This window comes from Agromyces neolithicus, assembly GCF_039529735.1.
Classification (GTDB): domain Bacteria; phylum Actinomycetota; class Actinomycetes; order Actinomycetales; family Microbacteriaceae; genus Agromyces; species Agromyces neolithicus.
Map to the genome: position 1 here is coordinate 1 of NZ_BAAANJ010000012.1, position 24,926 is coordinate 24,926.

The 24,926-nt window shown below is 69.6% G+C and carries 20 protein-coding genes, 2 tRNA genes and 2 pseudogenes; 7 read left to right on the plus strand and 17 right to left on the minus strand.

The window, feature by feature from the left end:
* Window positions 1-376: 376 nt before the first annotated feature.
* On the plus strand, window positions 377-1,702 hold the full coding sequence (locus ABD164_RS13635) for a Fic family protein (protein ID WP_344296844.1): 1,326 nt from the start codon (window positions 377-379) through the stop codon (window positions 1,700-1,702).
* A 62-nt stretch (window positions 1,703-1,764) separates the two neighbouring features.
* On the opposite strand, the pseudogene ABD164_RS13640 reads toward ABD164_RS13635, so the two are convergent.
* The 6 genes and pseudogenes from ABD164_RS13640 to topA all read right to left on the minus strand — a co-directional run.
* Window positions 1,765-2,022 (minus strand): annotated as a pseudogene (locus ABD164_RS13640) (hypothetical protein); the annotation flags it as partial.
* A 50-nt stretch (window positions 2,023-2,072) separates the two neighbouring features.
* Window positions 2,073-2,148: transfer RNA gene (locus ABD164_RS13645), tRNA-Thr, on the minus strand.
* Window positions 2,149-2,224: 76 nt separating this feature from the next.
* Window positions 2,225-3,826 carry an alpha/beta hydrolase gene (locus ABD164_RS13650; protein ID WP_344296845.1) on the minus strand — a complete coding sequence of 534 codons (1,602 nt, stop codon included), beginning with the start codon at window positions 3,824-3,826 and terminating at the stop codon, window positions 2,225-2,227.
* A complete protein-coding gene (locus ABD164_RS13655; protein ID WP_344296846.1) occupies window positions 3,823-5,028 on the minus strand; it encodes a DNA polymerase III subunit delta' in 1,206 nt (401 codons plus the stop codon). The genes ABD164_RS13650 and ABD164_RS13655 overlap by 4 nt, the downstream gene beginning before the upstream one ends.
* 80 nt (window positions 5,029-5,108) lie before the next feature.
* Complete coding sequence (tmk, locus tag ABD164_RS13660; RefSeq protein ID WP_344296847.1) at window positions 5,109-5,732, minus strand: dTMP kinase; 624 nt, start codon at window positions 5,730-5,732, stop codon at window positions 5,109-5,111.
* A pseudogene (topA, locus tag ABD164_RS13665) lies at window positions 5,732-8,521 on the minus strand (type I DNA topoisomerase); the annotation flags it as partial. The gene tmk and the pseudogene topA, both read right to left, overlap by 1 nt.
* A gap of 210 nt (window positions 8,522-8,731) precedes the next feature.
* Here topA and ABD164_RS13670 point away from each other — a divergent pair.
* Window positions 8,732-8,968, plus strand: coding sequence for a hypothetical protein (locus tag ABD164_RS13670; RefSeq protein WP_344296848.1), 237 nt, complete (start codon window positions 8,732-8,734; stop codon window positions 8,966-8,968).
* Window positions 8,969-9,073: 105 nt separating this feature from the next.
* Here ABD164_RS13670 and ABD164_RS13675 read toward each other — a convergent pair whose 3' ends face one another.
* From ABD164_RS13675 to ABD164_RS13700, 6 genes are all read right to left on the minus strand, one after another.
* Window positions 9,074-10,111 (minus strand): LacI family DNA-binding transcriptional regulator, encoded by a 1,038-nt coding sequence (locus tag ABD164_RS13675; RefSeq protein ID WP_344296849.1) that lies wholly within the window; start codon window positions 10,109-10,111, stop codon window positions 9,074-9,076.
* Between the two features lie 63 nt (window positions 10,112-10,174).
* Window positions 10,175-10,546, minus strand: coding sequence for an Rv3654c family TadE-like protein (locus ABD164_RS13680; protein WP_344296850.1), 372 nt, complete (start codon window positions 10,544-10,546; stop codon window positions 10,175-10,177).
* The gene (locus ABD164_RS13685) at window positions 10,546-10,854 is read right to left on the minus strand and encodes a TadE family type IV pilus minor pilin (protein WP_344296851.1); all 309 of its coding nucleotides are present in this window, start codon (window positions 10,852-10,854) and stop codon (window positions 10,546-10,548) included. Before ABD164_RS13685 ends, ABD164_RS13680 begins: the two co-directional genes overlap by 1 nt.
* A 16-nt stretch (window positions 10,855-10,870) precedes the next feature.
* Window positions 10,871-11,101, minus strand: coding sequence for a DUF4244 domain-containing protein (locus ABD164_RS13690; protein WP_344296852.1), 231 nt, complete (start codon window positions 11,099-11,101; stop codon window positions 10,871-10,873).
* A 61-nt stretch (window positions 11,102-11,162) separates the two neighbouring features.
* Window positions 11,163-12,278: a type II secretion system F family protein gene (locus ABD164_RS13695; RefSeq protein WP_344296853.1), complete on the minus strand. Its 1,116-nt coding sequence runs from the start codon at window positions 12,276-12,278 to the stop codon at window positions 11,163-11,165.
* The gene (locus tag ABD164_RS13700; protein ID WP_425545951.1) at window positions 12,275-13,399 is read right to left on the minus strand and encodes a TadA family conjugal transfer-associated ATPase; all 1,125 of its coding nucleotides are present in this window, start codon (window positions 13,397-13,399) and stop codon (window positions 12,275-12,277) included. The genes ABD164_RS13695 and ABD164_RS13700 overlap by 4 nt, the downstream gene beginning before the upstream one ends.
* 456 nt (window positions 13,400-13,855) lie before the next feature.
* Here ABD164_RS13700 and acs point away from each other — a divergent pair, with 456 nt between their 5' ends.
* Window positions 13,856-15,811 carry an acetate--CoA ligase gene (acs, locus tag ABD164_RS13705; RefSeq protein ID WP_344296854.1) on the plus strand — a complete coding sequence of 652 codons (1,956 nt, stop codon included), beginning with the start codon at window positions 13,856-13,858 and terminating at the stop codon, window positions 15,809-15,811.
* A gap of 78 nt (window positions 15,812-15,889) precedes the next feature.
* Here the strand turns inward: acs and ABD164_RS13710 are convergent, their stop codons facing one another.
* Window positions 15,890-16,360, minus strand: coding sequence for a RidA family protein (locus ABD164_RS13710; RefSeq protein WP_344296855.1), 471 nt, complete (start codon window positions 16,358-16,360; stop codon window positions 15,890-15,892).
* Window positions 16,360-16,593: a Sp36 family protein gene (gene sp36 / locus ABD164_RS13715; RefSeq protein ID WP_344296856.1), complete on the minus strand. Its 234-nt coding sequence runs from the start codon at window positions 16,591-16,593 to the stop codon at window positions 16,360-16,362. Before sp36 ends, ABD164_RS13710 begins: the two co-directional genes overlap by 1 nt.
* 184 nt (window positions 16,594-16,777) lie before the next feature.
* Between sp36 and ABD164_RS13720 the strand changes: the two genes are divergently transcribed.
* The 4 genes from ABD164_RS13720 (at window position 16,778) to ABD164_RS13735 (ending at window position 21,276) form a co-directional block, all read left to right on the plus strand.
* Window positions 16,778-19,387: a transglycosylase domain-containing protein gene (locus ABD164_RS13720; protein WP_344296857.1), complete on the plus strand. Its 2,610-nt coding sequence runs from the start codon at window positions 16,778-16,780 to the stop codon at window positions 19,385-19,387.
* Between the two features lie 7 nt (window positions 19,388-19,394).
* Window positions 19,395-20,369, plus strand: coding sequence for a metallophosphoesterase (locus tag ABD164_RS13725; RefSeq protein WP_344296858.1), 975 nt, complete (start codon window positions 19,395-19,397; stop codon window positions 20,367-20,369).
* Between the two features lie 58 nt (window positions 20,370-20,427).
* Window positions 20,428-20,501, plus strand: a tRNA-Pro gene (locus ABD164_RS13730).
* A 301-nt stretch (window positions 20,502-20,802) separates the two neighbouring features.
* Window positions 20,803-21,276 carry a VanZ family protein gene (locus ABD164_RS13735; RefSeq protein ID WP_344296859.1) on the plus strand — a complete coding sequence of 158 codons (474 nt, stop codon included), beginning with the start codon at window positions 20,803-20,805 and terminating at the stop codon, window positions 21,274-21,276.
* Between the two features lie 168 nt (window positions 21,277-21,444).
* Here ABD164_RS13735 and ABD164_RS13740 read toward each other — a convergent pair whose 3' ends face one another.
* From ABD164_RS13740 to ABD164_RS13750, 3 genes are all read right to left on the minus strand, one after another.
* Window positions 21,445-22,746 (minus strand): UDP-glucose dehydrogenase family protein, encoded by a 1,302-nt coding sequence (locus tag ABD164_RS13740; RefSeq protein WP_344296860.1) that lies wholly within the window; start codon window positions 22,744-22,746, stop codon window positions 21,445-21,447.
* Window positions 22,747-22,783: 37 nt separating this feature from the next.
* Window positions 22,784-23,908, minus strand: a complete 1,125-nt coding sequence (locus tag ABD164_RS13745) for a DUF418 domain-containing protein (RefSeq protein ID WP_344296861.1) — start codon at window positions 23,906-23,908, stop codon at window positions 22,784-22,786.
* 106 nt (window positions 23,909-24,014) lie between these two features.
* Window positions 24,015-24,866, minus strand: coding sequence for a universal stress protein (locus tag ABD164_RS13750; RefSeq protein ID WP_344296862.1), 852 nt, complete (start codon window positions 24,864-24,866; stop codon window positions 24,015-24,017).
* Window positions 24,867-24,926 lie beyond the last annotated feature (60 nt).

Sequence of the window (24,926 nt, forward strand, 5' to 3'; positions counted from 1 at the left end):
GCACGCCGAAGTGGGTCAGTTGTCCCACTTCGGCGACTCTAGGCACCCGCGGCCTGAAGCGCAAGCGGCCACCACGGGCGGACACACCGACTCGGGAGCTCGTCAGAATTCGCAACCACCTCGGCGGTGTGATTCATGGCCACTCACTCGGCTGACACTGCCTGACAACCGGCGACGGTGAACGTGGAATGGTTTCACTTCTGTCCGAGCATCCGGACAGCAGCAAGCGACGGTCGTACCCGATGTCAGAACGATTGACGGATCGGGAGGTATCGTCCGGCGACCCTCTTGGCTCGCCGGGCGTTGATGGGTTATATCAACTTTAGATACCCTAAGATTGATTTGAGTGAGATGCCGCCCATGCTAGGAGGCCTCGATGCCGACATTGATCGAACGGGTATGGAATCCCGATGACGACGGTCAGCTCGGGCGCAAGGATCGCGCTCCGGGCCGCTACCGCGCCTTCGTCCCCGACGAACTGGGTGCCGCCCTCCCCCTCCTCGGTGAAGCAGCGAAGTCGGCGGCTGAGGACGCCGTGGCGGTGCTGGCCCGCGCCGACGAGCGAATCGGGTCCCGCGGGGCCTACCTGAATCATCTGCTGATCCGGTCGGAGAGCATTTCGTCGTCGTGGATCGAGGGCAACCGCATCAGCCCGAAGCGGCTCGCAATCGCCGAGGTGCTGCACGAGGGCACCCGTGTCGCGCTCGACGTGATCGGCAACGTGCGCGCGACCGAGGACGCGATCGCGGCGCTCGCCGACCGCTCCCGGCCCATCACCGTCGCCGACATCGAGGTCCTGCAGCACGCCATCGAGCCGACGCTCGAGCCCGGGTTGCGCACCGAGCAGAACTGGGTCGGCGGTCCCGGCTGGAGCCCGCTACGCGCCGAGTTCGTCCCACCGCCCGAAACCGAAGTCCCGCGGCTGGTCACCGATCTCGCGCGCTTCGTGACCGAGACGACCGGCAACCCAGTTGTCCGCGCCGCGATCGCCCACGCACAGTTCGAGACGATCCACCCCTTCATCGACGGAAACGGCCGCACCGGGCGCGCACTCATCCACACGGTGCTGCACCGGGCCGACGCGCTGCGCAACATCCTCATCCCCATCAGCACGGTCTTCGCCGGCGACACCAACGCCTACATCGCCGGCCTCACCGCGTTCCGCGCCGACCCGCCACAGCTCGACGACTGGGTCATCGCCTTCGCGCACGCCACCGAGCGTGCTGCTGGCAATGCCGTGCGACTCTCCGCCGACCTCGCAGCACTCGATGAACGCACGCGCGAGGAACTCATCGTCTACCGCCGCGCCCAGGGCCAGACCCCCGCGGTCCCGCGACGCGGCGCCGTCATCGGCCGCATCCTCGACGGGCTCGCGACCGATCCCGTACTCACCGTCGCGTCAGCCGCCCACAAGCACCGCGTCTCGAAGACCGCGGCGCACAACGCCCTCGTCGAACTGGCCGATGCCGGCATCCTGGGCCGCACGAAGGACCAGCGCGGGCGGCTCATCTGCTGGACCGCGGACCGGCACCTTGCGCTCGTCGCCCTCACCGAGCGCAGCAACCGCGTCGGCGCCGGAGATACCGACCGACGCAGGCCGAAACAGGGTCCGCCGCTGCCCGAGCTCGGCCAGCTCGCGCGGCTCACATCTCGCGCAGCCGGAGACGTAACCAGAGCCTCGGCAGCAGGCTGGAACTCCTGAAGTGCCTCGAGCCAGTGCCGAACGTCGGCGACGCGGTACCGAAGCTCCCGTCCGACGCGGATGCCGGCCGGCCCGCGCCGGTCGCAACGCAGGTCGTAGATCGCCTGCACGTTGACGCCGAGGTAGTCGGCGAGTTCACTCGTGGTCAGCAGTGGCTCGAGTCCGAGCGCTGCGGTTCGTTCGGTGTCCATGCACGACAGGTGCACCGAGGCGCACCTGATGAATGACGAGGCCGATCGAGACCGCCCGAACGCCGCTCGCAGGCATCCGTGCGCCGCGCCGTTTCGCATCGAAGAACGCCGAACAAACGCCGAACCCATGGCAATTCTCCCTCATATTGAGGTGAGAAAGACCTGGTCAGATCAAAATATGGAGCCGCCTGTGGGAATCGAACCCACGACCTTCTCATTACGAGTGAGACGCTCTGCCGACTGAGCTAAGGCGGCGTGACTGCAGTGCACGAGGTGCACCGGCTGGCACGAGAGTCCATATTAGCGAAGAAAACGAGCGCCGATGACCACGTCAGCACTTCGGATCGGCTGAGGGCACAGTTCCGTCGATGAGGTAGCTCTCGACCGCGTCGCTCACGCACCCGTTCGACTTGTTGTACGCCGTGTGACCCTCGCCCTCGTAGGTGACGAGCACACCGCTCTCGAGCTGGTCGGCGAGCGCCACCGACCACTCGTACGGCGTCGCCGGGTCGCCCGTGGTGCCGACGACCATGATCGGCGCGGCGCCCTCGGCGTGCATCGCGGCCGGCTCGCGCGTGGCCGCCTCGGGCCAGCGGCTGCAGGTGAGGTCGTCGTAGCTCATATAGGGCCCGAACGTGGGGGCGGCGGCGGTGATCTCGGCCGCCTGTTCGCGCATCACCTCGAGGTCGCTCTGGGCGGGATAGTCGAGGCAGTTGATCGACCGGAAGGCCTCGGTGGAGTTGTCTTCGTAGGTGCCGTCGGCCGTGCGACCGTAGTAGCCGTCGGCGAAGACGAGCGCGGCATCGCCGTCGCCGAACATCGTGGCCGAGAACATCTCGCTGAGGTACGGCCACGACTCGGGGCTGTACAGCGGGTAGATGATCGCCGTGAACAGCGTGTCGCCGTCGACCCTTCGGCCGTCGCTTCCGCGCAGTGGGCTCGCGTCGACCGAGGCGAGCAGACGCCCGACCTCATCGACCGACTCGTCGACCGTGCCGGTGAACGGGCACTCACTGCCCGAGAGGCAGTCTTCGAGGTAGGCGACGAGCGCGCCCTCGAAGCCCACTGCCTGCGCCCTGTTGACGTCGAACGAGGTCGCCATGGGGTCGAGCGCCCCGTCGAGCACGAGCCGGCCCACCTTCTCGGGGAACAGGTCGGCATAGGTGGCACCGAGGAACGTGCCGTACGAGTAGCCGAGGTAGTTGAGCTCGTCATCACCGAGCACGGCGCGCAGCAGGTCGAGATCGCGCGCGGCGCTCTCGGTGTCGACCTCGGCGAGCAGGTCGCCGGTCTCTTCGAGGCACGCCTCGCCGAAGGCGGCGTTGGCGGCGGCGCGGTTCTCGATCCACTCGTCGCTGCCGCGCTCGTTGGGGTCGACGCCGTAGATGAACTCGTCCATGCCGGCGGCGTCGTAGCAGGCGACCGCCGTCGACTGGTTGACGCCGCGCGGATCGAATCCGACGACGTCGAAGCGCTGCTTGAGCGGCTCGCCGACCGCGAAGTCGAGGGAGTCGATGACGAAGTCGTACCCCGAACCGCCTGGCCCACCCGGGTTCAGCAGCAGCGACCCGATCTTGTCGCCCGTTGCCGAGTGGCGCGAGAGCGCCAGCTCGATCTCACCGGTGCCGGGGTCGTTCCAGTCGAGCGGCGCCTTCGCTGTGGTGCAGGTCATCTCGTCACCGCATGAACTCCACTCGAGCACCTGGGAGTAGAACGGCTCGAGCTCGGGTGCGACCTCTTCGCCGGTGGGCGTCGAGACCGACTTCTCGGGCGCGAGCAGCGAGGGCACGCAGCCGGTGAGCGCCACGAGCGTCGTAGCCGCGCCCGCGAGCGCGGCCACGACGATGCCGCGGCGCGACCCACGCGCCCCGCCGGGCCCACGCCTGCCCCGCACCTCGGTCGTGGCCGGCGTTCTGGTGTGCGGTGCGCTCATGCGGCCCCTCGTTGTTCGGTCGTGCGGATCGCGGAGACGAGCATCGCCTCGAGCGCGAGCGCGGGTTGCACGTTGCCCTCGATGCGGGTGCGTGCGGTCTGGATGGCGTCGAGCGTCGCCAGCGTTCGTGCTGCGCTCGCACGAGCTGCCGCTTGCCGCAGGTCGTCGAGCATCTCACGGTTGACGAGCGGCACGTCGGCGTCGAGTTGGATGAGCATGATGTCGCGGTAGAGCGACGCGAGGTCGACGAGGATGCGATCGATGCCGTCGCGCAGGCTTCGCGTGGCCCGGCGCTTCTGGTCGTCTTCGAGCGCCTTGAGCTGCGGGCGCAGCGCGGGTGGCACGGCCTGCCCCGGCGCGACGCCGAGCGAGTGCAGCGCGTGCTCGCGCTCTTCGGCGTCGCGCAGCTCGGTGATGGCCTTGGCGTCGTCGCCGGCGATCGCGAGGAATCGCGCCGCGGTCGACACCGCGGTCGCGGCCGAGCGCACGCGCAGCGCGAGCTCGAGGGTTTCGGCCCGGCGGGCCCGCGCCTCGTCGTTCGTGGCGAGCCGGTGCGCCATGCCGATGTGGCTCTGCGCCTCGCGCGCCGCCCGCTCGGCGAGTTCGGCGTCGACGCCGTCGCGACGCTCGAGCAGGGCGGCGACATCGGCGATGCTCGGCACCTGCAACCGCACCGACCGCACGCGCGACCGGATGGTGGGGATGAGGTCGGCCTCGCTCGGGGCGCACAACAGCCACACGGTGCGCGCGGGCGGCTCTTCGAGCTCTTTCAGCAGTACGTTCGAGGTCTGCTCGGTCATGCGGTCGGCGTCTTCGACGACGATGACGCGGTGCCGGCCGACCGACGGCGAATAGTGCGAGCGCTTGACGATGTCGCGCACGTCGGCGACCTTGATGATGACGCCCTCGGTGGCGAGCACGTGCAGGTCGGGGTGGCTGCGCGCCTCGACCTGGATGCGGGTCGCCTCATCACCGTCGGCGTCACCCGAGATGAGGGCGGTCGCGAAGGCGTAGGCGAGGTTCGAGCGCCCCGAGCCGGGCGGGCCGGTGATGAGCCACGAGTGCGTCATCTGCTGCGAAGCGGATGACCCGGCCGAAGTCGACCCGGATGAGCCGGCACGCGCCGCGCCCGCAGCCTCGGCCGCCCCGCGGAACACCGCGATCGCGGTGTCTTGCCCGGTCAGCTCACTCCACACGCTCACGCGAGAACGCTACCTTCTGCTGCCGACAGGAACCCGAGAATCCGATCATGGTACGTAACGACAACGCGCGTCGCGCGCACTCAGAGCAACCCGGCGACACGCGCCCGAACAGCCGCGGCGATCTCGTCGACGGGCAGCGACGCGTCGACGACGAGGAACCGCTCGGGCTCGTCCCCTGCGAGGGCGAGATACGCGCTGCGCACCCGATCATGGAACTCGGATGCCTCTGCCTCGAGCCGGTCGTAGCGTGTGCGGGCCCCGTCGAGGCGCTCACGGGCGGCCTCGGCGTCGAGGTCGAGCAGGATCGTGAGGTCGGGCAGGAGGCCGCCCGTCGCCCACTCCGAGATTCCCCGCACCTCGGCGGGGTCGAGTACCCGGCCGGCGCCCTGATAGGCCACCGACGAGTCGATGTAGCGGTCCTGGATGACGACGTCGCCTCGCTCGAGCGCGGGCCGCACGACGGTCGCCACATGATGGGCGCGATCGGCGGCGTAGAGCAGCGCCTCGGCGCGCGGTGCGATGTCGCCGCGGTGGTGCAGCACGATCTCGCGCACCTCGATGCCGACCTCGGTGCCGCCCGGCTCGCGCGTGCGAACGACCGCGCGGCCCTGGCCTGCGAGCCACTCGCCGAGCAGCGACGCCTGCGTCGTCTTGCCCGAGCCGTCACCGCCCTCGAAGGTGATGAAGAGGCCCGTCGCGCTCACTTCTTCGTCGCCGTCTTGCGGGTCGTCGTCTTCTTGGCCGGTGCCTTCTTGGCGCGCGGCACGGCCGGCCCCTTGTCACGCTTGATCTGCAGCAGCTCGACCGCGCGTTCGAACGTGATCTCCTCGACCGACTCGGTACGGGGAATCGTCGCGTTCGTCGTGCCATCGGTGACGTACGGCCCGAACCGACCGTCCTTCACCTTGATCGGCTTGCCGCTCACGGGGTCGTTGTCGAACTCCTTCAGCGCGCTCGACGCACGTCGCGCGCCGTACTTCGGCTGCGCGAACAGCTCGAGCGCACCGGCCAGGTCGATGTCGAAGATCGCGTCTTCGCTCGGCAGCGTGCGGGTGTCGGCATCCTTCTTCAGGTACGGCCCGTAGCGCCCGTTCTGCGCGGTGATCTCGACGCCCGACTCGGGGTCGACGCCGACGGTGCGCGGCAGGTCGAGCAGCTTCAGCGCGGTCTCGAGGTCGACCTCTTCGATGACCATGCTCTTGAAGAGCGACGCGGTGCGCGGCTTGACGGCCGCGGGCTTCTTCGCGCCGCGCTTGGGCTTGACCGTGTCGACGATTTCGCCGGTCGAAGAGTCGACGGATGTCGCGGCCTCGGCTTCGGGCGCGGGCTCGACCTCGGTGACGTACGGGCCGAACCGGCCGTCCTTCACGACGACCTGCTTGCCGTTGGCGGGATTCTCGCCGAGCACGCGGTCGCCCTGCACGGGCGCCTCGATGAGCTCGCGGGCCTTCGCCTCGGTGAGCTCGTCGGGCGCGAGGTCTTCGGGCAGGTTCACCCGGCGGGGCGGCACCTCGGCTCCGTCAGTGGTCGCCGCTGCGGCATCCGTGTCGACGGTCTCGAGGTACGGACCGTACTTGCCGATGCGCAGCGTGATGTCGGGAGCGATCGCGACCGAGTTGATCTCGCGGGCGTCGATGTCACCGAGGTTGTCGACGACCTGTCGCAAGCCCCGGTGCTGATCGGAGCCGAAGTAGAAGCCGTTCAGCCAGTCGACACGGTCGGCCTCGCCCGCGGCGATGCGGTCGAGGTCGTCCTCCATCTCGGCGGTGAAGTCGTACTCGACGAGGTCGCCGAAGTGCTCTTCGAGCAGTCGAACGACCGAGAACGCGACCCAGCTGGGCACGAGCGCCTGGCCGCGGCGTGTGACGTACCCGCGATCGATGATCGTCGAGATGATCGACGCGAACGTCGAGGGCCGGCCGATGCCGAGCTCTTCGAGCCGCTTCACGAGGCTCGCCTCGGTGTAGCGCGGCAGCGGGCTCGTCTGGTGGCCCTTCACCTCGAGCTCGTCGAGCCCGATCTGCTGGCCCTCGGTGAGCTTCGGCAGCTTCGCCTCGCCCGACGCATCATCGGCGTTGCGCTCCTCGTCGCGCCCCTCTTCATAGGCGGAGCGGTAGCCGGGGAACGTGATCACGGTGCCGCTCGCGGTGAACTCGGCGATCGTTTCCGCGACGGGAGCGGTGGCGCCGTCGGGCGCCGGGGCATCGGCTCGCGTCGGACCGACCTCGATCGTGACCGTCGCGGTCTGCCCCTTCGCGTCGGCCATCTGCGATGCGACCGTGCGCTTCCAGATGAGGTCGTAGAGGGCGTGTTCGCTGCCGCGAAGGGCGCTCTGCAGCTCGGACGGCGTGCGGAACACCTCGCCCGACGGGCGGATCGCCTCGTGCGCCTCCTGCGCGTTCTTCGACTTGCCCACGTACACGCGGGGCTTGTCGGGCACCGAGTCGGGCCCGTAGAGCTTGGTCGCCTGGGTGCGGGCGGCGTTGACCGCCTGCTGCGACAGCGACACCGAGTCGGTGCGCATATAGGTGATGTAGCCGTTCTCGTAGAGCGACTGCGCGACGCGCATGGTGTCGCGCGCCGAGAGGCGCAGCTTGCGGCCGGCCTCCTGCTGCAGCGTCGACGTCGTGAACGGGGCCGACGGCTTGCGCGACCACGGCTTCGTCTCGAGCTTCGTGACGGTGCGGCGCACGTCGTCGGCCTGCAGCGCGTCAGCGAGGGCACGCACCGTCGGCTCGTCGAGCACGACCGCCTTGCCCTTCAGCTTGCCGAGGTCGTCGAAGTTGCTGCCGTTCGCGACCTTCTCGCCGCCCACGCGCACGAGCTTCGCCTGGAACGACGAACCGGATGCCTCGGGCGCGAACCTGCCCAGCAGGTCCCAGTACTCCGCCGAGACGAACGCGAGCCGCTCGCGCTCGCGGTCGACGACGAGTCGCGTCGCCGCCGACTGCACGCGACCGGCCGAGAGGCCGGGGCCGACCTTGCGCCAGAGCACCGGCGAGACCTCGTAGCCGTAGAGGCGATCGAGGATGCGACGGGTCTCTTGAGCGTCGACGAGCGCGGTGTCGAGCTCGCGGGTGTTGTCCTTCGCGGCCTGGATCGCGTCCTTCGTGATCTCGTGGAAGACCATGCGGCGCACCGGCACCTTGGGCTTCAGCTCCTGCAGCAGGTGCCACGCGATGGCCTCGCCCTCGCGATCTTCATCGGTCGCGAGCAGGAGTTCGTCGGCGTTCTTCAGCGCACGCTTGAGTTCGGCGACGGTCTTCTTCTTGGAGTCGGAGACCACGTAGTACGGCTCGAAGCCGTTCTCGACGTCGACCGAGAACTTGCCGAGCGGGCCCTTCTTGAGCTCGGCGGGCAGGTTCTTCGGCTCGATGAGGTCACGGATGTGGCCGACCGACGACAGCACCTCGTAGCCGTCGCCCAGATACTGGGCGATGGACTTCATCTTGGTCGGCGACTCGACGATGACCAGTTTCTTCACGCCTGTCACCAGACTTCCTCTTAACGCGCTATGAGACGGGAATGCACATGCTCGCCGCGCCCCCAGCGGTGTGTGCCTCAGTCGGCACGCCACTCGGCCGACAGCCACACGATACACACCCTGACGGGGAGTACGCCTCTTCAACCCCGCAGGTGACGTTCGCGAGGCCGGGGGCGCAGGCCACTTGCACTTCGTGCACGGCAGAGGAAGATAGGCCGTATGGAAACGTCATCGACTGCCTCGTACACGGCCATGCTGATCGACGGACCGCTCGAGGGAAAGACCGTCGCGACGGCGTTCCTCGACTCGGGCGACCCTCGTCCCCGGCTCGAGTTGAACGCTGAGGCGGGCAAGCGCTACATCTACTCGCGTGCCTCCGGGCTCGAGTTCGACTCCCCCGACGACGACCGCCCCTCGGCGGTCTCGTACCGCTTCATCGAGACGGTGTTCGACTGATCGGCCCTTCGCCGGTCGAGTAGCGCGCACCCCGCCGGTCGAGCGTCAACCGGGTACCACTTGTTGGCGCGGAGGCCGGTCGCGCTGTGGCGCGGCCGGTCGAGCTCAGCTCGCGAGGCGGCGAGGGAGGCCCTCGGCGGGCGTCGCGGTCGATCTGCGCACGACGAGCTCGGCCGCGAGCATCGCCGGCCGGCCGGCCGGCGCGATGCGCTGGCCGAGCAGCATCTGCACGGCGAATCGGCCGAGCAGCCGGTGCTGCACCGCGACCGTCGTGAGCATGGGGTCGCCGAAGCGACGGTCGGTGCTGTCGTCGAATCCGATGACGCTGACGTCGTCGGGCGTACGGATGCCCCGTGCCGCGAGTTCTTCGATGAACCCCATCGCCATCAGGTCGTTGTACGCGACGACAGCGGTCGAGGGTCGGGCGAGGAAGCCGGTCACGGCGGCGGCCCCGCCTTCGGCCGTGGGGGCCGACGGCCCGAGCCGCCGAACACGTACGCCGCGGTCGGTCGCGGCCTGACTGATCGACCTCCAGCGCATGCTGTCTGCCCACGATGCCTCGGGGCCGGCGAGGTAGGTGAACGTGCGGTGGCCGAGGCCGGCGAGGTGCTCGACGGCGAGGTGCATGCCGCGCGCGTTGTCGGTGACGGCACTCGGCACGTCGGGCATCGGGCGGTTGAGCACGACGAGCGCGGTCTGCCGGGCGACCGCGCGGATGGCACTCTCGCTCATGCGCGAGGTGGCGAGCACGATGCCGTCGACGAGCGGAGCCACGCGTTCGACGGCATCTCGTTCGTCGTCGAGCGACTCCTGCGCGTCGATGACCAGCACGGTCGTGCGATGCACGCTCGCCTCCTTGCGGGCGCCCTGGATGATGTCGACGAAGAACGGATTGGCGAGGTCGGCGACCACGACGGCGAGCATGCCGGTCTTCGACGTGGGCTTCGCGCGGGGTTGCGGCGCGTGGTGGTACCCGAGTTCGTCGGCCACGCGTCGGATGCGGTCGGCGGTGCCGGTGCTGACCCGACCGGGCTTCGAGAACGCCCGCGACACGGTCGACGGCGACACGTTGCTCGCCTTCGCCACGTCGTAGATCGTCGGGCGGCGCGCCTCGGATTCACTGAGTACCTCGTCGTGACCCATAGCCGAACCATAGTCAGCCCCGGGTGATTCGGCAATCGGTTGCGACGTCGGTTTGCAATGCGGTCACCCGTCCCAGCCGGGCGGCCCGGCTCGAGCGCGACCTTCGACGGCGAAGCCGAAGGGCGTCGACCGCGCGGTGACCGTTGCCACGGGCCCGTCGACCTCGCACCCGGCGAGCGTCGCTCCGTTGCGGGCTGCGACACCCGCCGCGAGATCGCATGGAACCCCGGGCACCGCCCCCGACGCGACATCGGCCGCTGCGAGGGCCGCGGCGTCGGCGGCGTTCGCGACCCGCTGCGTGGCCACGAACACTCCGAGCACGGGGGCGAGCAGCGCCGCCAGCGCCACGATCGCGCCCACGAGTCCGAGGGCCACCACCGACGCTGCGCCCGACTCGTCGCCGCCATGGCGCACGAGCCGCCCCCACGAGCTCATCAGCGGCCGCCAGTGACGGCGCATGACTCGGCCTGCAACCGCACCGCCGCGAGCACGCCCGCGCCAGACGCAGTGAGCGTAGCGCAGACGAAGGGTTCGTCACGCGAGACCTGCAGCGCCGCACCGCCCGACACGCGATCGGCGATCGCCGCCGCCTCGGCCGCGGACTCGCCACGGCCGAGGGCGCGCGCGGCGTCGGCAGCGGCATCGGTCAATCGAACCTGCTGGGCGGCGAGCTGCACCGATCCCAGGCAGGCCGCGAGCACCAGGGCGATCGCGGGCAGCGCGACCGCGAACTCCGCGGTCACGCTGCCCCGTTCGCCATCAGCCGACCGTGAGCGCATTCCGTACGAGCTCCGTGAGGATCTCGCGCACCTCGTCGCCGCGCAGGATGATGACGAGGAGCCCGGCGAATCCGACGGCGGCCATGGTCGCGACGGCGTACTCGGCCGTGGCGGCGCCGCGCTCGCCATCGAGCCGGCGCGAGACCGCACGGGCGACGGCGAAGAGCCGGCCGTGGCCCGTGGGGCGCTGGGCTGTGGAGGTGTCGTGCATGGTGACCTGCTTTCGTGTGGTGCCGGCGGACCGGCGGGGTGATGGCACGAGCTTGGAGCCGTCACACGGCACCGCCGAGGGTGCCCGCGATGACGGAGATCATGAGCGGCGCAACGCCGAGCAACACGAAGGCCGGCAGCACGCAGACGCCGAGCGGCAGCATGAGCCGCACACCGAGCGCCGCCGCGCGGGCAGCCCCATCGGCGCGGGCCGCGCGCCGCACACGGAATGCCTCGGCCTTCAGCAGCTCGGCCACCGGCGCGCCCGCGCGCGCCGAGAGCTCGAGCACCGCGTCGACCTGCGCCCCGTCGCCGACGTGCGGCAGGGAATCGTGCATGACACGTCGGGCGAGGTCGCGCGCACGATCGATCGAGGCGCCGCTCGACATCGCGATCGCGAGCAGTTCGAGCTCGAGGCCCGCATCGGCCCTCGACTGCGAGGCCGTGCGGGCGAGCCGGCGGTTCCAGCGCCGGCCGCCCCACAGGAAGAAAGCACCAACCACGAGGCACGCGAGGCCGAGCGGGTTGCCGAACAGCACACCGAAAGTATCGAAGCCGAGGGTCGCCCCGAAGAGCACGGCGATGGCGGGCAGCGCCATGACCAATCGCGCGCTCGCGGCCGGCCCGGCGAGCGCGGCGCCGACCTCGCGGCGCAGCTGCGCCTCGTCGCGCAACACGGTGGCGAGGTCGCGCAGGCTGGCGGCGAGCGGGGCGCCCGACTCGGCCGCAACCGTCCACGCGGCGGCGAGCACGGGCCACGCCGACGACGCGTCCGAATGCTCGCGGCTCGCGGCGACGATCACCGCGCCGACCGGTTCGCCGACCTCGGCCGCGCGGGCCGCAGCGATCAGCACGGCAGCATCGGCCACCGGGTGCTCAGCGCCGACGCCGCCCGCTCCCGCGCTGCCACCGGTTTGCAGGACTTTCCCCGGTTTGCAGGACGCCCGCGCACCCGGGTGTCCTGCAAACCCCATGATGTCCTGCAATCCAGTGTGATCGACGGGCAACAGGTGACGCCAGACGTTCGATGCGGGCACTCCGGCCGCGAGCAGCACCGCCACGCGCTCGGTGATGCTCGCGATGGCGTCGACCTCTGCGGCCGGGTCGGGTCGGCGCCGCAGTGCGCGAAGCCGTTCCACGAGCGCGGCCAATCCGCCGCCGAGCCGCCGCGCGCTCACAGCGCCTCGATTCCGAGGCGGTCGCCCTGCTGCGCGAACCGGCCGAGCTGCGCGAGCCGTCGCCGACCCGCGACCCGTTCGAGGTGCAGCACGAGGTCGAACGCGCTCACCGTCTGCCGGGCGACCGCGTCGGGCGAGAGCCCGGCCGTGGCTCCGAGCGCCTCGAGCCTGGCCGGGACATCCGCCAGCGAATTCGCGTGCAGGGTACCCGCGCCGCCATCGTGACCGGTGTTCAGCGCAGCGAGCAGTTCGCGCAGTTCGGCTCCGCGGCACTCGCCGACCACGAGTCGGTCGGGCCGCATGCGCAGCGCCTCGCGCAACAGCGCGTCGAGCCCCACACGCCCCGTACCCTCGAGGTTCGCCTGCCGTGCCTCGAGCGCCACGATGTGCGGATGCGAGATCTGCAGCTCGGCGACGTCTTCGATGACGACGATGCGCTCGCCCTCTGGCGCCTCGCCGAGCAGCGCGGCGAGCAGCGTGGTCTTGCCGGTGCCGGCAGCACCGGTGACGAGCACGTTCTCACGGCCCGCCACAGCCTCGCTGAGACGCCGCTGCTGCGGCTCGCTGAGCATGCCTGCGCGCGCGAGGGCGGCGAGTGAGAACCCTGTCGTGCGCGGCACGCGCACCGAGATGAGGGTTCCGGTCGCCGACACCGGCGGCAGCACAACGTGAACCCGGATGCCGCGACCAAGACGCACGTCGACCGCCGGGGTCGCCTCATCGACGTGCCGGCCGCCGCGCGCGATGAGCCGCACGGCGAGCGCGCGAACCTCGGCCTCGTCGGCGAGCCAGCCCGGCTCGTGGCGGGCACCGGCACCGCGGTCGACCCAGAGGCCCTGCTCGCCGTTGACGAAGAGGTCGGTGACGGGGCCGTCGGCGGCGAACGGCTCGAGCGGACCGAGCATCGAGAGGTCGATGGGGGCGAAGGCCGACGGCACGTCAAGCGGCGCGGCAGAGGCATCGGCATCGCCGAGCGGCGCGACCGCCCCATCGCCTGGGCGCTGCGTGAGCGCCGTGTGATCGGCGGGTCGCGTGACGGCCCCGCCGCCGACGCGCACGGCGACCGCGGGTCGGGGCTGCGGCGTGCCCCACGACGGGCTGGCCACGAAGGGGATGCTCATGCCGTGAGCGTAGGAAATCAGCCGAACCCCGGGGCATCCGACCGCGAATACATATGGAAAGAGCCTCCACCACGCCGTTGTGGAGGAGGACTCGACCCGCCGCGCTCACGCGCCGCTAACGAAAAGGGGGCGGCACCCATTGGGGGGAACAGGTGCCGCCTCGGCAGCACAAGGATTGGGGGGAATCACGAGTGCTGCAGGCCTCGAAACGAGTGTCCGGGCGCAACCCAGCATACGGCTTGCGGAAGGATGCGCAAGCATTATTTGTCCCCGTTTGTGCGGACATACAGATTTCTCTGCGCAAAAGCACAGTAACCCCACACACCCCCTGCGCGGAAGAGCCGAATCACGCCGTGTTTCAGCGCGCGTGCAGAGGCATCGCGTGCTGGCGGTAGTGTGCTGGTGGGGCAGGCGACCCATCCGTGGAACCAATCGCGAAGGAGCGACCGCAGAACCATGACCGTTCAGATCGATCACGCGCTCGAAGAGATCCGGCGCTTCCGTCCGAGCCCCGAGTTCGCCGCCCAGTCCGTCGCCGACCCGGCCCTCTACGAGGCAGCGAACGCCGATCGCCTCGGCTTCTGGGCCGACCAGGCCCGCGAGCTGCTCACCTGGCACAAACCCTTCACCCGCACCCTCGACTGGTCGAACCCGCCGTTCGCGAGGTGGTTCGACGACGGTGAGCTCAACGTCGCCGTCAACTGCCTCGACCGGCACGTTGCAGCCGGCCTCGGCGACCGGGTCGCCATCCACTTCGAAGGCGAGCCCGGCGACAGCCGCGACATCACCTACGCCGAACTCACCGACGAGGTCAAGCGCGCCGCAAACGTGCTCGAGGGCCTCGGCGTCGGCACGGGCGACCGGGTCGCCATCTACCTCCCCATGATTCCCGAGGCCGTCGTCGCGATGCTCGCGGTCGCGCGTATCGGCGCCATCCACTCGGTCGTGTTCGGCGGCTTCAGCTCCGACAGCCTCGCGTCGCGCATCGACGACGCCGAGGCGAAACTCGTCATCACCGCCGACGGCGGATACCGCAAGGGCCGGGTGTTCCCGCTCAAGCCCACCGTCGACGAGGCGATCGGCAAGAGCGCCGGCAGCGTCGAGAACGTGCTCGTCGTGCAGCGCACGGGCAACGACATCACCCTCGAGCCGGGCCGCGACGAGTGGTGGCACGACACCGTCGGCGCCGCGGCGAGCGAGCACGAGGCGACCGCGTTCGAGGCCGAGCATCCGCTGTTCATCCTCTACACGTCGGGCACCACCGGCAAACCCAAGGGCGTCGTGCATTCGAGCGGCGGCTACCTCACCCAGGTCGCGTTCACGCACAAGTACGTGTTCGACCTGCACCCCGAGACCGACGTGTACTGGTGCACCGCCGACGTCGGCTGGGTCACCGGGCACTCGTACGTGGTCTACGGCCCACTCGCGAACGGCGCCACCCAGGTGCTCTACGAGGGCACGCCCGACACCCCGCACCCGGGCCGCTGGTGGGAGATCGTCGAGAAGTACAAGGTCTCGATCCTCTACACGGCACCGACCGCGATCCGCTCGTTCATGAAGCTGGGCAGGCAGATCCCGCACGAGTTCAACCTGCGTTCGCTGCGCCTGCTCGGCTCGGTCGGTGAGCCCATCAACCCCGAAGCGTGGATCTGGTACCGCCACGTCATCGGCGGCGGCTCGATCCCCGTGGTCGACACGTGGTGGCAGACCGAGACCGGCGCGATCATGATCTCGGCGCTGCCCGGCATCACCGACCTCAAGCCCGGGTCGGCGCAGGTGCCGATCCCCGGCATCTCGATCGATATCCTCAGCGACGACGGCACCCCCGTCGAGGGCGAAGGCGGCGGCCTGCTCGTCGTCAGCGAACCGTGGCCGTCGATGCTGCGCGGCATCTGGGGCGACCCCGAGCGGTTCAAAGAGACCTATTGGGAGAAGTTCGGCGACAAGTACTTCGCCGGCGACGGCGCCCGCCGCGACGAAGACGGCGACATCTGGCTGCTCGGCAGGGTCGACGACGTCATGAACGTGTCGGGCCACCGGCTCTCGACGGCCGAGATCGAGTCGTCGCTCGTCGCGCACCCGTGGACCGCCGAGGCCGCCGTGGTCGGGGCATCCGACGAAACGACCGGCCAGGCGGTCGTCGCGTTCGTGATTCTGAAGGCGAGTCAGGCCGATGTCGCTTCGGCCGATGTCGCGGCCGCATCAGAAGAGCTGCGCAAGCACGTCGCCACGCAGATCGGCGCGATCGCCCGGCCCCGCCAGGTGTTCATCGTCAACGAGCTGCCCAAGACGCGGTCGGGCAAGATCATGCGCCGCCTGCTGCGCGACCTGGCCGAGGGGCGCCAGATCGGCGACACCACCACCCTCGCCGACACGTCGATCATGCAGATCATCAGCGAACAGGTGAAGTAGGCGCGTACACCGCCCACGAATCACGGATGCTCCGGCGGGAACGATCCCGCCGGAGCATCCGATTCTTCTGGAATCCAGCTACGCGAACTCGACCACCAGTTCGATCTCGACGGGCGAGTCGAGCGGCAGCACAGCGACACCCACGGCCGAGCGGGCGTGGCGACCGGCGTCGCCGAAGATCTCGCCGAGCAGTTCGGACGCCCCGTTGATGACACCGGGCTGCCCCGTGAACGCCGCGTCGGAGGCGACGAAGCCCACGAGCTTGACGACTCGGGTGACGCGATCGAGCGACCCGATCTCGGCGCGCACCGCGGCGAGTGCGTTGAGCACGCAGGTGCGGGCGTAGGCCTTGGCATCGTCTGCGGGCACGAGCCCGTGGCCGTCGCCGACCTTGCCCGTCGCCGGCAGCGCGCCGGCCGTGAACGGCAGCTGCCCCGACGTGTACACGTGGGCACCGGTGACGACCGCGGGCACGTACGCGGCCACGGGCGGCGCGACATCGGGCAGCTCGATGCCCAGTTCGGCCAGGCGCGCCTCGAACGACGCCATCAGGCGTGACCCTCGCCCTCGAACTGCTTGGCCGCCTGCGCGGCGGCGGCTGCGCCGGCGGATGCCGCTGCCGAGCTCTCGCCGCCGACCGGGCGCTTGAGGTACGCGACGAGCCCGCCCTCGGGACCCTGCACGATCTGCACGAGCTCCCAGCCCTCGGAACCCCAATTATTGAGGATCGCGGCGGTGTTGTGGATGAGCAGTGGGGTGGTGATGTACTCCCAGGTCGGCATTGCGACTCCTTGACGATGTGATCGGGGGTTTGCGTGGTTCGTGCGGTTCGGCGCGTACGATGACGTGCACCGGATTTCGGTGCTTCACGGCGTGTCGCGCGGGCTGCGCGGCGCACGCGGCGCATAGCGGGTTTTGCCAGATTTCTCCGTTACGCTCCACTATATGTCTGCCCAAAAACGTACGATGAGCGACGTCGGCGCCGGTATCCTCGGCTTCGTCGGCATGAGCGCTCTCGCCGGCGTTCTCGTGACCGCCGCCGTGACCCCGGCACTCGCCGTCACCGGTATGGCCGCGAACAACAGCATCCAGATGTTCGAGAACCTCCCCGGCTACCTCGAGATCGACGAGCTCGCGCAGAAGTCGACGATCTACGCCATCAAGCCCGACGGCAGTCCGTCGCCGATGGCCTCGTTCTACGACGAGAACCGCGAAGAGGTCGCGCTCGAGTACGTGTCGCAATACCTCAAAGACGCCGCGGTCGCCGGTGAAGACCCACGGTTCTATGAGCATGGTGGCGTCGACATCGCCGGTACCGTGCGCGGCGCCCTGAACACCGTGCTCACCGACAACACCCAGGGTGGTTCGTCGATCACGCAGCAGTACGTCAAGAACGTGCTCGTGAACAACGACATGAACAAGGCGACGACCGAAGAAGAGCGCGTCGCCGCATGGGAGCAGCACACCGAGACCTCGATCGACCGCAAGCTCAAAGAGATGCGCTACGCGATCACCCTCGAGAAGGAGTACTCGAAAGACGAGATCCTGCGTGGCTACCTGAACATCGCCGCGTTCGGCGGCACCGTCTACGGCGTGCAGACCGCCGCGCAGTACTACTTCAAGACAAACGCACACGAAATCACGCTGCCGCAGGCGGCGAGCCTCATCGCGATCGTGAACAACCCCGAGAAGTTCCGCCTCGACTACCCCGACAGCGAGACCAACGGCGCGGCAACGGTCGTCGACGGCGAGACCGTGCCCTACGCGGCAAACAAAGACCGCCGCGACTACATCCTCGGCGAGATGCTCAAAGAGAAGAAGATCACCCAGGAAGAGCACGACGCAGCCGTGGCGACGCCCGTGCAGCCGGTGATCTCCGAGCCCACGAGCGGCTGCCAGGCGTCACCCGTGTACGCATTCTTCTGCGACTACGTGACGTGGGAGATCAAGAACAAGTTCGACGACCCCGCGACTGACAAAGACGAGGGCGCGGCACTTCTCAAGCGCGGCGGCCTCGACATCTACACGACCATCGACATGGACCTGCAGAACGAGGCGACGAGCGCGCTCAACGACAACGTGCCGAAGGTCGCCGAGGGCGTCGACATCGGCGGCTCGGTCGTGTCGGTCGAGGTCGGCACCGGCCGCATCCTCGCGATGGCACAGAACAAGGACTACAGCAGCGACCCGACCGTGCTCGAGACGGGCAAGAACTTCAGCGCCGTCAACTACAACGCGCGCCACAACTACGGCGGCTCGAGCGGGTTCCAGCCCGGTTCGACGTTCAAGGTGTTCACCCTCGCCGAGTGGCTCAATGAGGGCCACTCCGTCAACGAGGCCGTCGACGCGCGCAAGCGCTCGAACTGGGGCACGTTCAACGACAGCTGCAACGGCCCCGTGAACGTCGACGGCTGGGACCCCCGCAACGACAGCGGCGAGCAGGGCGGCTACTGGACCGCGCTGCAGAACACGGTGAACTCCTACAACACGGGCTTCGTCGCCATGGCGAAGCAGCTCGACCTCTGCGGCATCAAGAAGACCGCGACCGCGCTCATGAGCGACGGCCGTGCCGACGGCGGCGAGCTCGGCACTCCGGCGAGCGAACCCTCGTGGACCTTCCAGCCCTCGGCCGTGCTCGGCACCGAAGAGGTCGCGCCGATCTCGATGGCCACCGCGTTCGCGGCGATCGCGGGCAAGGGCGTCTCGTGCACCCCGATCGCGATCGACAAGATCACCGACGCGAAGGGCGAGGCGATCGCCCCGCCGAAGTCAGAATGCACCCAGGCTGTGACCGCTGACGTCGCGGCCGCCATGGACTACGCGATGCAGCGCGTCATGACCTCGGGCACCGGCTCGTCGTCGCTCTACTCGATGGACACGTCCGATACGCCGATGATCGGCAAGACGGGTACCACCGACAACGCCGAGGCGACCTGGATGAGCGGCGCGTCGACGCGAGTCGCAACCGTCGTGGGCGTCTACAACGTCACCGGTCACGTGAACCTGCGCGACACGTACTTCGACGCCGGCGAGGCCGCCACGCTGCGCCACAACATCTGGCCGCGCGTCATGGACGTGGCGAACCGCAAGTACCCGGGCGAGTCGTTCCCCGAGCCGAAGAACGAGTACCTCAATGCTCCGCAGGTATCGGTGCCCGACGTGCTCGGGCTCGCTCCCGAGGCCGCGCAGAAGGCGCTCGAGGCCGCCGGCTTCGGCTGGACCATGGACGGCGACGTCGACTCGGCCCAGCCCAAGGGCACCATCGGCTCGCAGAACCCCTCGGGCACCGCCAGCAAGGGATCGGTCATCTCGCTGAAGATCAGCACCGGGAACTCCGGCAAGATCCAGGTGCCAGATGTCACCGGTCAACCGGCCGATCTGGCCGAGGCTGCACTCACGGCAGCGGGTTTCCGCGTCGAACGTCGAGAAGAAGACACCGACGATCCGACACAGATCGGGATGGTGATCTCGCAGTCGCCCGACGCCGGCGAGAGCACGAAGCGCGGCGACCGGGTGACCATCACAGTCGGCCGACTGGGCAACGGCAACGGCAACGGCAGCCCCGAAGCCGGTTGAGTGCCGATTGGGTAGCAGCCTGACGCCCGCCGCGCGGATCGCAATCGCGATCGGCGCGGCGGGCGCCACCGCACTCGCGTACGGTTCGCTCGTCGAGCGCACCCGATTCACCCTTCGGCGAGCAGATGTCCCGGTGCTTCCCCCTGGCGCAGAACCGACCACAGTGCTGCACCTCTCCGACCTGCACATGGCACCGTGGCAGCGCGACAAGCAGGACTGGGTTCGGGGCCTCGCCGACCTGAAGCCCGACCTCATCGTCGACACCGGCGACAACCTCGGCCACGAACGCGGCCTCGAGGGCATTCGGCGGGCATTCGAACCGTTCCGCGGGGTACCCGGAGTTTTCGTCAATGGTTCGAACGACTACTTCGGCCCGGTGCCGAAGAACCCGTTCACCTATTTCATGGGGCCGTCGAAGCACGTCGTGAAGGCCCGGACCCTCGACATCGCAGCGCTGCACGCGTTCTTCGCCGACCTCGGCTGGCACGATCTCGACAACACGGCCGCGAGCCTCGATATTCGCGGCACGCACTTCGAGTTCTTCGGCGTCGACGACCCGCACAAGGGCTACGACCGCCTCGACCTGATCACCGCGGCCATCGACGACCTCCGCGCCGAAGACCCGCTCGGCGACGAGACCTGGCCCGACGAGGCATCCGCAACGCCACGCCGGCCGACCGTCACCGTCGGCGTGGCGCACGCGCCCTACCAACGCGTGCTGAACTCGTTCCTGAACCACGGTGCACAGCTCGTGTTCGCCGGGCACACGCACGGCGGCCAGGTGTGCGTGCCGGGCTTCGGCGCACTGGTCACGAACTGCGACATCCCACGCTCGCAGGTGAAGGGCCTCAGCGTGTGGCGGCACGGCCTGCGATCGGCGTTCCTCAACGTGTCGGCGGGCCTCGGCACGTCGATCTACGCGCCGGTGCGCTTCGCGTGCCCGCCCGAAGCCACGCTGCTCACGCTGGTTCCGACCGAGTAACGCGCTGGTCGGGCGGCCCCGATTTATCGGCTATCCTTGTTGAGGCCCGCAAGGGCACCGGGGTGTGGCGCAGCTTGGTAGCGCGCGTCGTTCGGGACGACGAGGTCGCAGGTTCAAATCCTGTCACCCCGACATTTTTGTGAAGGCCCTCTTCTTCCGAAGGGGGCCTTCGTCGTCGCCGCCCGGGGCCGCCCGTGGTCATCGAAACGTGCCCAATTCAGGTGCGCCCTCGGCGTGTCACGCGGCACGCCGAGCCCGGTGGGCCGCGACACACGTCCCGACCTGAATCGGGCACAGGCACGGGCCGCGGGCAGGGAGGCAGGCGGCACGGGCACGGGGCGCAGGGCGCAGGAAGGGGGGCAGGCGCCGGCCCTGCACGCACGCGTGCCTCGACTCCCGCCTGGCGCTCAGGCCCGATCGATAGCCTGTGCCGATGCCCCTCCCACGTCGTGCCCACGGTTGGCTTGCCGCTGCCGCGACACTCTACCTCACGGGGCTCTCAGTCGTGCTGTTGTGGCCCGTGCACGTTGACGGTGAGGGCGGCCTGATCCGCTTCGAAGCGCTGCTCGGGTGGCTCGGCAGCATCGGAATCAGCTCGGCCGTGCGGTATCCGCTGGTCGAGTCGGTGGCCAACGCGGTCTTGTTCCTGCCGTTCGGGCTCCTGGTCGCCCTCGCAGCCGAGCGGTGGCATCCGGTGTTCAGGGTGGTGACCGCGGGGCTGCTCGCCCTTGCGTTCAGCATCGCGGCCGAGACGGCGCAAGGCATCTACCTGCCCGAGCGCACGGTCGACCCGCGGGACGTGGTGGCAAACACGGCGGGCGCGGTGGTGGGTGCCCTCGTGCCGATCGTCGTGGTGCTCGCACGACGCATGCGTGTCGACCGCGCCCGAGTCGGCGGGCCGACATAGCTCGGCCGTCGGTGCTCGACCGCCCCGAAGCGTTTGCAATTCAGGTGCGCCTTCGGCGTGTCGCCCGACACGCCGGGCCGGGCGCGCCGCGACACACCTCCCGACCTGAATTGCGCACGTCGCAATCGGGCACGCCGAGCGCGCGCAGCGTCGGCAGGGCAACGCCTGCTACGGCCTGCCGAGTCCCCGGTACGTCCAGCCGGCGGCACGCCACGCGACGGCGTCGAGCACGTTGCGGCCGTCGATGATGCGCTGCGCGGCAACGAGCCGCCCGGTCTCGACGGGGTCGAGGTTGCGGTACTCGCGCCACTCGGTGACGAGCACGACGAGGTCGGCGCCGCGCAGTGCCTCACGGGTCGACGTGGTGTAGTCGAGCTGGGGGTGCCGACGCCGGGCGTTCTCGACGCCCTCGGGGTCGGTGGCGATGACCTCGGCGCCGAGGCCCTTGAGCTGCACGGCCACATCGAGCGCGGGCGAGTCGCGCACGTCGTCGGACTCGGGCTTGAATGTGACCCCGAGCACGGCGATGCGCTTGCGGTGCACGCTGCCCCCGAACGCCTCGACGGCGAGGTCGGCCACCCGCTGCCGCTGCCGCAGGTTGATCTCGTCGACCTCGCGCAGGAACGCGAGCGAGTCACCGCGGCCGAGCTCTTCGGCGCGGGCCGTGAATGCGCGGATGTCTTTCGGCAGGCAGCCGCCGCCGAAGCCGACGCCTGCGTTGAGGAACCGGCGGCCGATGCGCGCGTCGTGACCTATTGCGTCGGCGAGGGCGGTGACGTCGGCGCCGGTGGCATCGGCGATCTCGCCCATGGCGTTGATGAAGCTGATCTTGGTGGCGAGGAACGCGTTGGCGGCGACCTTCACGAGCTCGGCGGTGGCGTAATCGGTGACGACGCGCGGCGTGCCGGCCTCGATGGCGGCGCGATAGATCTGGTCGAGCACGGATGTCGCGCGGTCGTCGGCCACGCCGTACACGAGCCGATCGGGCTCGAGCGTGTCTTTCACGGCGTAGCCCTCGCGCAGGAACTCGGGGTTCCACGCGAGCGACGCGTGCGGGGCCGCGACGGCGATGCGGGCGGCCAGGCGCGCGGCCGTGCCGACGGGCACCGTGCTCTTGCCGACCACGAGCGCGCCCTCGGCGAGGTGCGGCAGCAGCGACTCGACCGCGGCGTCGACGAAGGTGAGGTCGGCGGCGTTCGTGGCGGCGGCCTGCGGGGTGCCCACCGCGATGAAATGCACCTCGGCACCGTCGGCGTCGGCGATGTCGGTGCTGAAGCGCAGCCGGCCGGTCGCGATCGCCGAGGCGAGGATCTCGGGCAGCCCGGGCTCGAAGAACGGCGCACGCCCCGCCGCGAGTTCGGCGATCTTCGCCGCGTCGACGTCGATGCCGACGACGTCGTGTCCGAGTTCGGCCATGGCCGAGGCGTGCACGGCGCCGAGGTACCCGCAACCGATCACCGAAATACGCACGGCTTTCCTTTCGTCGACAAACCCCGTCCATTCTGCCCTACACGGGTGACGGGACATCCGCTCGGCTTCGCCCGCTCATCCACCGCAGCAGCTGCTCGAGGGGGCCGCGGCCGATGTGGCGTCGCCACAGCCAGGCGAAGAGCATCGATCCGACGATGAGGGCGATGACGAGCCCCCACGAGTCATCGGTGCGCACCCCGTTCTCGGTGCGCACCGACATGGCGATGACGATGAGGTGCAGGGTGTAGACGCTGAGCGGCATCGATCCCATCGCGGTGATGGGCGACAGCAGCAGGCCCGCCACGCGCCGCACCACGGGCCTGGCGAACTGCATCAGCAACAGCATGGCCGCGACGACGACCACCCCGACGCCGAGATTGCCGAGCGTCTCGATCGACAGGCGTACGGCCTCGGTCACGGCAGCCGACGCCCGGGCGTCGGCGCCGAGTGCCGCGAGCGCGTTGATCGGCGGCGCCGCGTTGCCGCCCGGCATGAGCGCGGCGACCGGCAGCAGGGCCGCGGCCGCGTACGCGCCGATGAGCGCGGCGACGGCGACGACGCGCGGATTGCCCAGGTCGTAGCGTACGAGGGCGAGGCCGATCAGCATCGCCGCGATCCAGACGAACACCGGGTAGGCGCCGCTCACGAACCAGTCGGCGACGAGGCCGAGCGAAGATTCCTGCAGGTCGGTGATCAACGCGGTGTGCTTCGCGAGCTCGGCGAAGGCGGGCGCGATCGCGAGCAGCACGATACCGACGCCGAGCGCCGCGCCCCGCGGCAGGAACAGCAGCGGCAGCAACAGCAGGAACGCGACGCCGTAGACGTCGAGGATGATGAACACGAGCGGGTGCAGCGTGATCGCGATGCCGAGCCCGAGGACGATCAGGATGACTGCGCGGATCGCGATCTGCCGGCGCAGCTCGCCGCGGCCCTCGGTGATCGGCCGCGTGGCGCCCGTGATGAACCCGAGGCCCATGCCGGCGGTGAGCGCGAACAGCAGGCGCGGACGTTCATCGGCGAGCGCGATGAGCGACGTGATTTCTTCGGATGCCACTGCCGGTGACACGTGCGCGACGAACATGCCGATCAGCGCGAGGCCACGGGCGGCATCGACGCCGTCGACGCGCGCGGCAGGGGTCGCTGTGGGTGCGCGGCCGGCCATGTGTCACAGCCTCGCACGTTCGTCGGTCGAGTAGGCGTGCCATTGCCGTATCGAGATCAGGTAACGGGGTCTCGATACGCTCCTCCGTCGCTCCTCGACCGGCGAGCTACCGCACGACGACGGTGGGCCCCTCGAGGTGCGCGAGCATGCCGTGGCTGACCGAGCCGAGCAGGAATCGCGCGAGCGCCCCCCGCCCGTGGCTGCCGACGACGAGCAGCGAGGCCTCGTCGGCCGCATCGGACAGCGCGACCACGGGGTCGCCGACGACCACGCGCGGGTCGATCTCGAGGTTCGGGTGAGCGGCGGCGACGGGCTGCAGCGCGTTGTCGAGCAACTCGCGCGCAGCACTGCTGAGGTCGCCGTCGTCGACCATCGAGACGCCGTAGCCGTACTCGGCGCCGACGATCACGCCGATGTCCCACGCGTGCACCGCGATGAGGGGTTCGCCGAGACACTCGGCTTCGGATGCCGCGAACTCGAGAGCCGCAGACGATGACTCGGACCCGTCGACGCCGACCACGACCCCGCGTCGCCCGGCGACATCGATGTCGGGGATCACCGCGACGGGCACGTGGCTTCCGGCGGCGATGCGCAGGCTGTGCACGCCCCGGCGGCTGGGGCGCCTGCCGCCGCGCCAGTCGCTGCCGACCACGAGCAACTCGGCGTTGCGCGACAGCTCGTCGAACACCTCGGTGGCGGGGCCGTGCTCGAACGTGGTGACGACGTCGAGGTTCGGGGCGATCTGCTCGGCAGCGGCACGCGCCGCGTCGATCGCCGCCTGTGCTTCGGCCTTCGCGGCGGCCATCAGGTCGGCGTCGCGCTTCGCCTCGACCGCCGCGTCGATCACATGCACGATGTGCAGGGTGGCGCCCCGCGTCGACGCTCGTCGGGCGGCCCACCGCACTGCGTGAAGGCCGGCCTGTTCAGACATGCTCACACCGACGACGATCTCACCCATGGTGACGACCCCCTTTCACTCTCATGATCCCCCTGATGTCGCGGCGATGCCAGTGGCGCG

Bases quoted from the DNA above. Each gene is read 5' to 3' on its own strand.
- sp36 (WP_344296856.1), bottom strand. From the start codon at position 16,593: ATGCCGACCTGGGAGTACATCACCACCCCACTGCTCATCCACAACACC.
- acs (WP_344296854.1), top strand. From the start codon at position 13,856: ATGACCGTTCAGATCGATCACGCGCTCGAAGAGATCCGGCGCTTCCGT.
- ABD164_RS13635 (WP_344296844.1), top strand. From the start codon at position 377: ATGCCGACATTGATCGAACGGGTATGGAATCCCGATGACGACGGTCAG.
- ABD164_RS13745 (WP_344296861.1), bottom strand. From the start codon at position 23,908: ATGGCCGGCCGCGCACCCACAGCGACCCCTGCCGCGCGCGTCGACGGC.
- ABD164_RS13720 (WP_344296857.1), top strand. From the start codon at position 16,778: ATGAGCGACGTCGGCGCCGGTATCCTCGGCTTCGTCGGCATGAGCGCT.
- ABD164_RS13670 (WP_344296848.1), top strand. From the start codon at position 8,732: ATGGAAACGTCATCGACTGCCTCGTACACGGCCATGCTGATCGACGGA.
- ABD164_RS13675 (WP_344296849.1), bottom strand. From the start codon at position 10,111: ATGGGTCACGACGAGGTACTCAGTGAATCCGAGGCGCGCCGCCCGACG.
- ABD164_RS13650 (WP_344296845.1), bottom strand. From the start codon at position 3,826: ATGAGCGCACCGCACACCAGAACGCCGGCCACGACCGAGGTGCGGGGC.
- ABD164_RS13690 (WP_344296852.1), bottom strand. From the start codon at position 11,101: ATGCACGACACCTCCACAGCCCAGCGCCCCACGGGCCACGGCCGGCTC.
- ABD164_RS13680 (WP_344296850.1), bottom strand. From the start codon at position 10,546: ATGAGCTCGTGGGGGCGGCTCGTGCGCCATGGCGGCGACGAGTCGGGC.
- ABD164_RS13700 (WP_425545951.1), bottom strand. From the start codon at position 13,399: ATGAGCATCCCCTTCGTGGCCAGCCCGTCGTGGGGCACGCCGCAGCCC.
- ABD164_RS13735 (WP_344296859.1), top strand. From the start codon at position 20,803: ATGCCCCTCCCACGTCGTGCCCACGGTTGGCTTGCCGCTGCCGCGACA.
- ABD164_RS13710 (WP_344296855.1), bottom strand. From the start codon at position 16,360: ATGGCGTCGTTCGAGGCGCGCCTGGCCGAACTGGGCATCGAGCTGCCC.
- ABD164_RS13750 (WP_344296862.1), bottom strand. From the start codon at position 24,866: ATGGGTGAGATCGTCGTCGGTGTGAGCATGTCTGAACAGGCCGGCCTT.